Origin of the sequence: Spirosoma endbachense (assembly GCF_010233585.1) — a bacterium.
GTDB lineage: Bacteria > Bacteroidota > Bacteroidia > Cytophagales > Spirosomataceae > Spirosoma > Spirosoma endbachense.
The window spans coordinates 46290-58932 of the sequence record NZ_CP045997.1 but is presented as its reverse complement, the minus strand read 5'-3'; the positions used below and the strand labels follow the sequence as shown (position 1 = coordinate 58932).

At 48.6% G+C, this 12643-nt stretch carries 7 protein-coding genes; 1 reads left to right on the top strand and 6 read right to left on the bottom strand.

The annotated features are described in order from the left end of the window. Window positions 1-118: 118 nt before the first annotated feature. Complete coding sequence (locus tag GJR95_RS00190; RefSeq protein WP_162383967.1) at window positions 119-2440, bottom strand: DUF5703 domain-containing protein; 2322 nt, start codon at window positions 2438-2440, stop codon at window positions 119-121. Between the two features lie 417 nt (window positions 2441-2857). Here GJR95_RS00190 and GJR95_RS00185 point away from each other — a divergent pair, with 417 nt between their 5' ends. Then, window positions 2858-4363 (top strand): DUF1593 domain-containing protein, encoded by a 1506-nt coding sequence (locus tag GJR95_RS00185; protein WP_162383966.1) that lies wholly within the window; start codon window positions 2858-2860, stop codon window positions 4361-4363. A gap of 112 nt (window positions 4364-4475) precedes the next feature. Here GJR95_RS00185 and GJR95_RS00180 read toward each other — a convergent pair whose 3' ends face one another. The 5 genes from GJR95_RS00180 to GJR95_RS00160 form a co-directional block, all read right to left on the bottom strand. After that, complete coding sequence (locus GJR95_RS00180) at window positions 4476-5702, bottom strand: glycoside hydrolase family 88 protein (protein WP_162383965.1); 1227 nt, start codon at window positions 5700-5702, stop codon at window positions 4476-4478. A 54-nt stretch (window positions 5703-5756) separates the two neighbouring features. Beyond that, window positions 5757-7691, bottom strand: a complete 1935-nt coding sequence (locus tag GJR95_RS00175) for a glycoside hydrolase family 97 protein (RefSeq protein ID WP_162383964.1) — start codon at window positions 7689-7691, stop codon at window positions 5757-5759. Between the two features lie 573 nt (window positions 7692-8264). Next, window positions 8265-9266: a glycoside hydrolase family 43 protein gene (locus tag GJR95_RS00170; protein WP_162383963.1), complete on the bottom strand. Its 1002-nt coding sequence runs from the start codon at window positions 9264-9266 to the stop codon at window positions 8265-8267. A 105-nt stretch (window positions 9267-9371) separates the two neighbouring features. Next, window positions 9372-10658: an Hsp70 family protein gene (locus GJR95_RS00165; RefSeq protein ID WP_162383962.1), complete on the bottom strand. Its 1287-nt coding sequence runs from the start codon at window positions 10656-10658 to the stop codon at window positions 9372-9374. Window positions 10659-10788: 130 nt separating this feature from the next. Further along, window positions 10789-12435: a hypothetical protein gene (locus GJR95_RS00160; RefSeq protein WP_174260173.1), complete on the bottom strand. Its 1647-nt coding sequence runs from the start codon at window positions 12433-12435 to the stop codon at window positions 10789-10791. Between the last annotated feature and the right edge of the window lie 208 nt (window positions 12436-12643).

The window sequence follows — 12643 nt, the reverse complement described above, 5'->3', positions numbered from 1 at the left end:
CGCGGAGAGCCGTGCCACGGTTACCAATGACGGACAAACAAACCGTGGCACGGCTCTCCGCGAAAGGCCTATCTTTATATTGTATCGTTCAGGTCATCTGAACCGAGCGCCACTCCGTTTACTTAAAATCAGGCAGGATCACATCCTTGGTTCGTTCGGCAGGTGTTACCGTCAGTTTTTCGACTTTCCCGTTAACAAATCGGCCTTCTACAGTGGTGTTGTAAGGTGCATGAAGCTTGAACGTTACGTCCCAGTTTCTGGGCCAGGCCGGAAGCAACCGGATCACCTTGCCATCCGTCTGCATCAGCATTTCCTGAAGACCGATCATACCTGCTCCGCCCCAGTTATGGTCGGGCGTCCAGTCGAAGCCCGGTCCCCAGAAAGCCGGGAAACGCCGACCGGAATTTCCAAGCTTTAACGTAGTCAGGCGGGCAGCTTCATCAGTCAGGCCAAGCCGGGCGGCAAAGATGTTATGCTGCCGCCAGCCAACATGACTAATCTGCCTGACTACATCCGGGTCATATTTGTAGGTGTTGATGGCGGTATCGAGGCCGGGCTTACCGAGCCCATACGTACCCCACGGGAAAACCGGATACAGCTGCGGACTCTCGGTATTATTGATTCGTTCCCAGAGCTTAGCGGGAGAAATTGTCACGTGCCCATCGAACTCCCGAAAACTGATCGGCGGAATTCGCCTGAGCATCTCAGTCCAGGTTTTGCGTTTCTGGTCGTTCAGATAAGAATCTGGCAACTCAAGCAGTCGGGTCAACACGGTTGTCAGACCCGCTACGGTTGAGGACGGATTATAGGCCATTTTGTACGTCTCAGCCGCTGATCCCGGATAGATGACAAGCTGTTTCTTTTCATCCAGTGCGCTGGCACCCCGCTTACGAGCCAGATACTGATAATGCTGGTCGAAAAAAGTCAGGCAGCTTTCAATAAACGGGATGTAGGCCGAAATGTCGTTGCCGGTGTATCGCTCTTCGTCCAGCATCATCAGGCAAAACTCCAGCGATGTATCCCAGAGGTATTCCAGCCAGCGATTGTACTCCATTCCCCGGTCATAATCAGCGGGGCGTTTGTATCCATATTCGGCCGGGTTTGGCAGCCCGAAATTCTCAATCTGTTCGGTAAAACTAGCGCCTTCGTGCCCCCAGTAGTGCTTTGTGCGCAGTTCAGCCGTTTTTAGAATTCGTAGATAGAAATCGAACTGCGGCTTCATCAGGTCAAAATCACCACTCTTCAGCATCGGAAAATAGACCAGCCGCTGATTTTGCGCCGTGTGGGTTCCACCGCCCCAGTTTCTGAAATCAGGCGACAACGTATCGTTTTTGTTCGTAAAAACAGGGTCATAGGTAAACAAACCCCCGTTGAATTTCGTCGGCCATTTGCCCAGTGCATTACAACCAAGCATGTAGCGAAACAACTGGTAATTACGGCCAACCTGCCATGTCGCCAATGATGTATCGGGCCCGTCGGGTTGAATAAAAATGGAGCTTCGGTTCCAGAATTGCTTCCACCAGTCGAGTGTTTTTGGCAATGCCGTCTTCTCTGACTTTGTTGCATCGACAATAAGCTGGCGAACGCCCGTCTGCCATTCCGCTACGTTTTTCACCGTATCACTATGCAGGTAAACCGCAATGGCATGCGACCGCGCGGGTAATACACTGGCCAGCTTCCAGCCATCAAAATCAGTATCGACGTATTTCCCAGTCGTTTTTCCGGCGGGGCGCATGTTCTGCCCGAGCATTGTTCCGCCGAAAATCAAATCCTTCATCGGGTTGTACAATTGCTCTTTACTAGCCTCCAGACCCTGTTGTTTTACCGCCATATCGAACACGGTCGTAGCCCGATTCTGATGGTAGAACAAAACCGAATTTGACTGGAAATTGATTGTATCGCGAAAGCTGGTTACCTCGCCAGAAAACATGTGCTTCCAGGTATTTGCCTTGTTCGCTTCCCCTTTGCTGACTCGATCTTTCGTTCGCCAGGTTTCGTATGTTGCCTCAACTTTCGTTGCTTTATTGCTCTGAATATCAACGTGAATGACTGGCCGATACACATCGACCCAAACGCGCACATCAGCGGTTAATGCACCATTGGCTCCGTGAATTTTCACATGCCCGTCCTGAAGCGACAATTCCTGCCGAAACGTCTTACCCTCAAATGGGTTAGGCGACAATTTTATCCGCACACGGCCTGCTTTGAGTGACGCATTATTTTCGTCGAACACACCACTTTGAGCCATATAAAAAAGGAGTTCGCCTTTCTCAACCCAAACATTCAGGCCAATATCGCCCCCTCCGCAAGGCATCGATTCCGACGAATTCCGGCTTTGACTGCTCCAGATAATATTATAGGATGACAAGGTCTGGGCTTGTGAAACGCTGCACTGTATGCCAGAAATGGCGAGAAGCAGAACCAGGAGGGCTATTTTCATTCGTACAGGAAAATCGGGAATCAAAAGCACAAAAGTAAAGCAATCTGCTTCTATCCGTAAATTCACGATACAGGTTTTCTTTTATCTGATTCCGACTCTTGTTCACGAAACCGATGCAATCATCTACCGTATAGAACAGCGCGATCTACTTTCTTTTATTTATTATTATTTTCTATTATTTAAGAAAATCATAGATTTGCAGTAAGTTTAATCCAATTAATTTACCCTTACTATACAAATATGCACAAGAATACGACCAAAAGTCTATTTTATGAGCATACTACCTTTATTAAACGAAAAAATTAGAAACTCCACCCAGCAAATCAGCTGAGTCAATAAGTGGATCGGACTGCTGGGCAAGTGATTGACTAAGAAATACGCTCAAAACGAATAGACCATTTAACCAAACCTACACAAATGCAAAAAACGGGTTTATTGTTGCTGCTGGGTTTCCTGATAGCGCTCTCTCCTGCCGTGGCTCAGTCAACATCGGGCAAACCACGTACCATTGTCACCACCGATGGCGAAGTGGACGATGTCGATACGTTCATTCGGATGCTCCTCTACAGCAATGAATTTGACATTGTGGGATTGGTATATAGCAGTTCACAGTGGCACTACAAAGGGGATGGCAAAGGCACAAAATTTACGTCGGAGATGGACAATACGGCGAAACGCTATGGCGAACGAACAGAACTCCGCTGGCCCGGAACAACCTGGATGGAGGACTATATCGGCAAATACGCCAGGGTGTATCCGAACCTCATCAAACATGCAAAAGGATACCCTACCCCCGACCATCTACTGAGTCTTATCCGAGTTGGCAATATTGATTTTGAAGGCGAAATGAGCCGGGATACCAAAGGCTCTGAGTTCATCAAGAAAATTCTGCTCGATGCTGATCCCAGCCCTGTTTACCTGCAAATATGGGGAGGGACAAACACCGTTGCCCGAGCCCTGAAATCCATCGAAGATCAATACAAAAATACGCCCAGCTGGCCGATGATTGCCAAAAAGGTATCCGATAAAGCCATCATCTACGCGGTGCTCGATCAGGATGCGACCTACCAGAAATATGTCGCTCCCAACTGGCCGCATATCAAAGTATTATACAATTCCGATCAGTTCTGGAGCTTTGCCTACTTATGGCCAAGGGTTGTTCCGACTGAACTACAACCTTATCTGGGCGGCAAATGGTTTTCTGAGCACATCAAGTCCGGGCATGGCCCACTCCTGTCTTCGTATTATCTGTGGGGCGATGGGCAGAAACTCCCCGGCGACCCGGAGCATACACACGGGGATATGGAAGAGGCTAAAAAATACAACCGGAGTCAGTATGATTTCATTTCGGAGGGTGATTCACCGGCTTATTTCTACCTGATCGATGTGGGACTACGAAGCATGGAGGCTATTTCATACGGAGGATGGGGCGGTCGGATGGTGCAATCAAAAACGAATCCGTACCGATGGGAAGATGGCAAACAGGTGACCGATTATGATCCGTATACAAAGAAAAACGAAACTGCCTATCCCCAAACCCGCTGGATTCCGGCGCTTCAGAATGATTTTGCCGCCCGTGCCGACTGGTGCGTTAAGCCCTATAAAGAAGCCAACCATCCGCCAATGGTCAAGCTTAATCATGCCCGCAATCTAACCGTAAAACCCGGCCAACGCATCACACTCAGCAGTTCGGCTACTGACCCAGACAACGACAAGGTCAATTACCGGTGGTGGCAGTATGAAGAAGCGGGTACATACGCTGGCCAAATTTCTATTGAGCAAGCCGATCAGCCGAAAGCATCCATTACCATCCCAAAGGATGCTACGGCGGGAAAAACGATCCACCTGATTCTGGAAGTAAGCGATCAGGGAACACCCTCGCTGACTCGTTACCAGCGCGTTATCGCTACAGTGGCCAATTGAGTTTTTCGTTTTTTTACAACCCTGTACTACCCAATGACGAGCGGCAAGTTTACGCACGAACATGCCTCACCGCTCGTCATTGGGGTCGACATAAGACCTGTATTGCTGGTAGCTACAACCGTTTACCTTCCTGTAATCGCTTCAGTCTCAGCAAGGCTTCGATGTAGTAATAATCAGCATAATTGATCGACACATCGATCTCGGAGTTGTTGGGTTTATGACCCGTTGAATGCAAAAGAAACGCGTTGTTTACATCATGGCTCTGGTAACTGGCTGACGACAGAGACGTCAGCATGGCCTCGGCTTCGGCTCGGTATTTGGTTTGGAGGGATTTATCCTTCGTCAATGTGGAAAGTTCGAGGAGCGCCGACGAAACCACTGCCGCAGCCGAGGCATCCCTGGGTGCATTCGGAATATCAGGCGAGTCCACGCCGGGCGAGTCCACGCCGGGAGCGTTGAAATCCCAGTACGGAATATGATCGGCGGGTAGGTTTTTGATGAACACATCGGCCGTTTTCTGGGCTGTTTCGAGAAACTCTTTTTTACCCGATTCGCGATACGACATCGTAAACCCATAAATGGCCCAGGCCTGCCCCCGCGCCCACATCGACTCGTCGGAATAGCCCTGATGCGTTACTCCTTTAATTTTCCGCCCGGTTTTTCGGTCATATACCACCACGTGATAGGATGTCCAGTCGGGCCGGAAGTGGTTTTTCATGGTCGTCATGGCATGGCTCACGGCGATGTCATACAGCTTTTTGCTCCCTCCATTTTTCGATGCCCAGAACAACAGTTCGAGATTGATCATGTTGTCCATGATTGTGTTATGCTGTGGCCACTCCATATTGGGCACGGGTCGTGGCCACGATAAAATTGTGCCGACGTTTGGATTAAAGAGCGTCGCCAGTGAATCGGCCGCCCGGAGCAACGTTTTTTTATAGGCCGGATTTTGGGTCAGGCGGTAACCGTTGCCGTAGCTGCAATAGAACTGGAAGCCCAGATCATGATCGAGAACGGGTTTGTCGAGGACGGTTGCCAGTGATTTGGTAAAGCCTTCAGCCTTTGCTTTGAGAGCCGGATCTTTGGTGTATTCGTAACTATACCAAAGCGTTCCCGGCCAGAAACCGCTTGTCCAGTCGGTTACCGATACTGTATTCCAGCTTTTCTGTCCGGCTGGTATCCGACGGGGTTCTTTTGTATAATCGGTCTGTTGAGGCAGCTCTTTTTTTAACTGCGCAACACAGTAATCAAGCTGATTGCCGACATTCAGGGTTAATTTTTGGGCCAGAGCCTGGCTTGAAATCAGTAGTATAAAGCAATAAATTGGTATGAATCGCATGAGTATCAATTGTCTTTTTAGAGATGGAGAGGATGAGTACCTATACAATGGATTTTATAGATCTGGTGTCAGCCAAATTGCCTGCCCGCCTTTCGGGAGCAACGTCATATCCAGTGATTGTCCGGCTTTTACCTTTTTGATGGATACACGCACCTGGGTTTTGGTTTGAACAGTCGGATCGTCCGAATAAATATGGGCCGTATATGCCTTTCCTTTGGGTAGAAAATCGAGCGGTACTTTAAGGTTTCGACCATCGTTGTTGCTGATCGTGCCGACAAACCAGTCGTTATTACTCCGCCGGGCGATCGTAACGTATTCACCGATGGCATCGTGAATCACTTTCGTTTCATCCCAAACGGTCGGGACTTTCTCGAAGAACTCTATTTCGGGTTCGCCACCGTATTGAGCGGGTTTGTCGTACCAGAAAACGGATTGCAGTGGACTATATGAAATAACATTCATGGCCAGCTGATGAGCATGAGTGTTTTTTAGCCGTTTATCGTAATAACAAATTGTATAATCGCCAGCGCCGGCCAGATACCGCGTGAAGGGCAAAATGGTATTGTGTGTAGCATCAGGAAACTCTTCATTGCCTCGAATACCTTCCTGCGTCATCACGTTCGGGTAGGTTCGGCTGGTTCCGGTCGGTCGGTATTCGTCGTGAATACTTACCATCAGGCCATTTTCCATTGCCTTTCGTTTCGCTTCAGTAAGCCAGGTTGTCCAGCGGTGTGATCCGACCTGCACAAACCCAAACTTTACGCCCTTTACGCCCCACTTTTTATAGAGCGGAAAGATCTCGTCCATCTGTTTGTACAATGCCTGCAGGTTGACGTACAGGATCACTCCAACTCCTTTTTGCTTTCCATACTCGATAATTTTCTGAAGGTCCATTTTGGCCACTACTTTTGTCGCATCCGAATTGAAACTGAATGCCGGGCCGTACCATTTCCAGTCGAATAGCATGTATTGTAGCTGGTGAGCCGCGGCAAAATCGATGCAGGCATTGGCCCCCTCATCGGTGAGTGTCACCTCACGCATGACCTTTCCCGGCTTAATCCAGTTGGTGTTCTGGAGCGTTGTCGGCGGGTTCAGGTTCAACAGAATGTCATTATTTTCGAGGAGTTGACCGGGGTGTTCGGCTACCATGATGACACGCCAGGGTGTCCCTACATCCGACATCAAATCGGCACTTTCATACATTGCAGTCACCAGCGTATTCGGTTTGGCAGGCAATAACTTATACTTTGTCAGTGCATAATCGGTCAGGTCCGCTTCTGCCAGACTTACGTACAGCTTATTGGGCAACTGGAGCGTCAATGGGCGCTCGGCCATATCCGGCCAGTCGCGTAACGGCCGTAATGAATACGGACCCTGCGCCCAACCCGTAAACCAGGCTTTGGTATCAGCAGGGAGCGCAAATTCGGTATTTTCAGCCATTACCCGATGGTATAGCCCCTGCGGGTGCTCCGGGAAAAAATATCGGATGGCAACACCTTCATTATAGGCACGGATAAAGATGCTCAGGCGATAGTTCGGGTTATCATCTTTCTGAAGCTGAATTTCAATCTGGTTATACTGGTCACGAATCAGGCTGCGCTCGCCATAAACAGGTTTCCAGGTTGTGTCGCGCTGTGTATTGATAACGTTTTTTATGGACAGGTTGTCGCACCAGCCAGCACCCGCCGACCCAACTGCACTGGATACTTTCTGAGCCATGGCCTGCTCGAAAATATGGTTGTCGACCTGAATACCCAGCCCCGATTCGAGAATAACGGGTTTCTTCTGAAAATTGACCTGATACGTCATCTGTCGTCGGGCCGCGTTCGGTTTGCCGGAGCTGGTTTCCTTCTGCGCGAACACGACCTCCAGCTTACCATCCGGCGATTGAAGATGTGTTTCCGATGGCGGATTCGCCACTGTCTGGCCAAAAACGGATCGGGTGAATAAAATCCCGGCAAGCAGGGCATAGAAAATGAAACGTCGCATTATTTCTGTTCAGAAATCATAAAAGATGTGTCCAGTCAAACCTTTAGACTGGAGCAAGCATTTTAATAGCAAAATTTCGCCCCACGAATGCCCTGATTGCGTGCCTAGCCGTGAACGCTTATAACTATACGTCGAAATTCATTATGCTATCCTTTGCCATGCGGATATCGGTAATTGGCCGGTCTTTCAGTTAAAACACCAGCCCCTGCTTTATCGACTCTACCAACTGGTTCAATCGAACAACAAAGGCTATGACTTTTCATGGGGCAACTCCATTTGGGGAATCCATCTGCCTGTAAATAGGCATTTAGCTGGTATCCATACCCTTTTGTTAAGCTTTTTTATTTACAAATTAGCCATTCTGCGAGATCATTGCCTTTACTATGAAACAGACCGAAAGAACAAGTGAGAACAATGGTCGCACAATGATGCATACACAAAAAATGAAGCTGATTGCCGACGAGTGGCTCATCGTCAGGCCGTAAATCTATACGAAACGCTGGAGCGATGGCCTTGTACGAAATCTACAAGCCACGTAGGATGAACTACTTAGTGGGCAATAAAGGCGCTAACTTAAGGGATATAGGGCTTACCGATAACCAACTTATTGCCCGAAAAGTCTACTTCAAATAAATGAGGAACCCGGACATTACGGCCGTTGCTGGATTTATGACTATGAAGTGACATCAACCACTTGCCATCCAGCGTAGAGAACAACATTCCATGACCGTAATTGGGCGGGGTTATAGGCTCTTTCTCCTGTATCCAGGGTCCATCCAGCGTGCCGCTTTCCGAATAGGCAACGCCTTGTGTATAAACATCGTATATCCAGCTGGTCCAGATCATGCCAAGCTTTCCGGTTCCTGTTTGGAATAAATAGGGGCCGTCCGTCACTTTATTCGGGCCAATCTTATCATTCGATTTCTCACGGCTCCACGGGCTTTCGCTGGCCCGAAAAAGCAGTTTTCCTTCACCGATCGAACCGCTCAAATCGGGCTTTAGCTCAATTTTTTCAATGGTTCCATTCAGGTTTTGCAGCCATTCATAACAATAAACCATGTAAGGCTTACCATCTTTATCCACCCAAAATGTGCCATCCAAGGTAGGTTTGTCAGCGGGCAGGTAGACCGGGTCTTTCATGGGGACATAGGGTCCCTCGGCTTTATCGCTTACTAAAACATGGGAGGCCCGGCGTTCGATGACATTCCCGGCGACCGTATCAATTTTCACCTCCCGGTTGGTGAAGGTGGCAAAATAGTAGTATTTATCGTTGTAGTGGTGCAGTTCTGCCGCCCAGATCATCGGGCTCTTTCCCATCCAGGATTCAGGGTCAGTTTTGGCAATTATGACTGGGCCTGTCCATTTTTTCAGGTCTTTGCTTTTCCACAGCATGCCCCCCGTACCGGTCATGTAGTACGTTGCGGTAGCTTTGTCGGCCAGGATAAACGGGTCGCTCAGGCGAATAGAATCCAGGGGTACATCCTGCCTTAGCACAGGCGTTCGGTTTTGCGAAAAAACCGTGGTCAGAGTAACGCTAATCAAAACCAGGATCAATAACGACTCATTAACCTTCATACAACGATATACTAAATTTTCTAACCCTATTTCCATCTGCCCCTACTTCCTGGCATTTTCTGCCGCTAAGCTACCATTTTCCTGATGAATCAGGGACGTTTTTCTCTACGGGGCAATCAATGTGTGCTTTGTGCTTTTACCAAATTTATGCTGACTATCATAAGCCAGACCAAGACCAACGCTGGAGAGCTTGTTTTCATCAGCAATTGCTGCCTTTGGAAAGAGTCGCTTGAATTCGGCCTGTATGGAGTGAACTTCTGTAGAGCCGCCAGTAAGTATGACCAGATCAATGTCTTCATTTCTGACACCGGCCTCCCGGAGGCACTGGGTGGCTGAGGCCGCGATTTTCTCTACTTCATCCTGAATAGCTGCTTCAAAGAGAGCGCGTTTGATCGTTATCAAAAAATCGTCCTCGATAAAATCAAACGCGGCCCGGTGCTCACTCTGCGACGACAGCGCAATTTTTGCCCCCTCGGCAGCGGCAAGAAGTGTATGACCGGTTTCATCTTCAAGTACCTTCAGGAGCCGACTATACCGCTTTTTATCATGCGACTGATGCAGAAATTGCCGGGTTTGCATGATGACTTTGGGCGTATACAGAAAATTAACTTTACTCCACTCAGCCAGGTCATGATAGGGTTTTAATGGAACTTCCAGGTATTTATCACCGTATCGGCTGCGGTACCCCAGTTCGGGCATGATAGCCGCCAGGCTTAAATCTTTATCAAAATCATTACCCCCAACCCGAATACCCGTATTGGCCAGAATATCGGATGATCGATCCGTTTTGTGAATGGCTTTATTCGACAGTCTGATCACCGTAAAATCAGATGTACCTCCACCCAGATCAGCGACAATCGCCAGTTTTTCACCGTTTAACTTAGCTTCGTGCGCAAAGGCCGCAGCAATCGGTTCGAACTGAAAATCGATGTATTTAAAGCCGATTCGCTGCGCAATTGCCTTTAGTTCGGCCTGAGCCTGCGCATCGGCCATCGGGTCATTGTCGACAAAATGAACAGGGCGTCCCATAACCACATGTTCGATTTCCTGACCGGCAGCAGCATCCGCTTTCGCTTTAACATGCCTTAAAAAAGCGGTGATGATGGTGGCAAAATTCATGGAAGTACCATTAACGATGGTTCCATGTTTCATGAGGGAAGTACCCAAAACCCGCTTTAAACTTCGCATAAAACGACCGGACTTCCGATCGAAGAACAGATTGACGGCCGTTCTGCCGAAGAAGGGCTTGTTATCGATACTCTGGAAGAAAATGGCACTGGGAATGGTTACAGACCCTTGTTCAACCGGCACCAGGCTAATTTCACCGTTATTATCGATGGCTACACTCGTATTCGATGTGCCAAAATCTATTCCGCAGGAAATCGTTGCCATTCCGGTCTGTCTAAATTTTCATCGTGCACAGATCCTGTAGTGGGAAGAAACACTATAGCCTGCACGACGTATCGCTAGATAAAAGGGGGGCAAATTTACGTTAAAAAATGGTTTTGCTAGCATCGTTTTCTTATCTGGTAATATAAAAATGCTGCTCGACCGGAGTAGCCGATTGAACCTTAACTCCTATGCTTGTTCCATATTGCCAGGCGACAACCGTTACTTTCAGGGGCATTTTGCTACGGGGAGGGATTTTGGTAAAGACCAGACGATTTCCCTCAATTATAGCTGGCCCTTCCTTCACATAATACGAGACGGGCATAAGGGCATCTGAAACGGCATTCAGTGTCAATGATTTTACACCTGTCTTTTGATCCTGTAGCTGAGAAAAGCGGATTATCTGCGCTTTCCCTTCCTTATTGACCAGCGGGAATCGGATGTCGGCCTGCTGTACGATACTCTTGTTGGTTTTATCGCCCTTGTTGGAAGCCAGGAGCCAGATGTCATTGGATCGTTTGGGATTATTGAACCCCATCCGATAAAAGCTGAGCTGAAAGGTACTGTCGTTCAGCTTCTTCACGGGGCCACAAATCCGATCTATCGAAATCCTTGTACGGGCATGGTTAGCAGTAGGGCGCACTCGTGTACTATCCGTAAACACACTTGTCAGATGGAAAGTAATGCCATCTGCTTCGGGCAAAAATTGTAGCTGATAATTGCCATGACTTTTCATAGGCTCTAAAAAGTGGCCGTTTTGCTGAAACCCCAGATGCTGTGGTTTTTTCCCCCTCGCCTGTCGGTAGATTGCTTCGGTGGCCTCAGCCATCTCTTTATCGAAGCACCAGGATGCAACCTGTTTATTGCCTTTGTAGGCCAAATAGGGCGCAGGGCTGGCCATCGGTAAACTATCTTTTCGCCACCTGTCCATGAGCCAGCCGTGTTCGGGATTAATGGGTGTTAAGACCACACTATCTTTTACGTTTCTTTTATCAGGCAATCGGTATGCAGCGGCTTTCCCGATATACAGTGCCAGAAAGTTTACCAGTTCATCGGAGTAGTCGAAATGTCCCCTACCCGCATCGGCCAGTAAGCTAAATGGCGTTTGCGGATGTTTGGCCACATAGGCAAAAGCCGGGCTGAGCCGATCTTCCCACCACTCATATTCGCCCATCACCATCAGCCCCGGCACACCCTCGATGGTTCGGTTACCGTGCGGCCGGATCGCTGGGCTGGGCACTTCCCAATCGGGATTAGGGCGACCACTGCCAGTAAGTTTGGTGAGTGGAGCATCGCCATGTATGGATATTGCTGCAAGCGTACGACCGGGGTTCCAGGCCGCAAAATTCCACGGATAGCTGGCCAAAGCGGAATGACCAATGGGCACAACGGGGGAAAATTTCAGTTCAGTATACCCGGAAACAATAGCTAGTTGATCCATCATGTTCTGAAATTGCGCGCTGGCTCCATTCGTAAAATCAAAAACGAAATTAAAACCGGGCGTTACCCAAACCTCGGCAAAACCTAATTTGGCTAGTTTTTTACGAAAATCAGGATGTTCGAAAATGCCCTCCTCCAGCATATTATGCTGACCGACCACTACGCCCCGAACGTACTTACAGTTTTCAGGAATCCACAAAAAGGCCTGTGGATGATCGTTGGTTTCTGTGGAAACAACTGAATTTACCGGGGCTGACCATTGCCACACTTGAGCCTGGGCAGGAATTACAGAACCGAAACAGGCCCACAAAAACCATAAACACGTTTTATCTATTCGCATGCGATTAACTTCCTAAAACTCACGATTCAGCTTATTGGGGTGGTGTCAGGTTCTTCAACCTGACCCTTACCAGGACGATTCGTGGAGTCGGTTTTTAGAAACCGACTCCACTCTACTCGACTTTTACCTTCCTGCCTATCCCACAAGAGCAGAGCAAGCTACACCCGAAAGTATAGTACTGCTCTGCTCTCAGCAACTAGTCATCGAC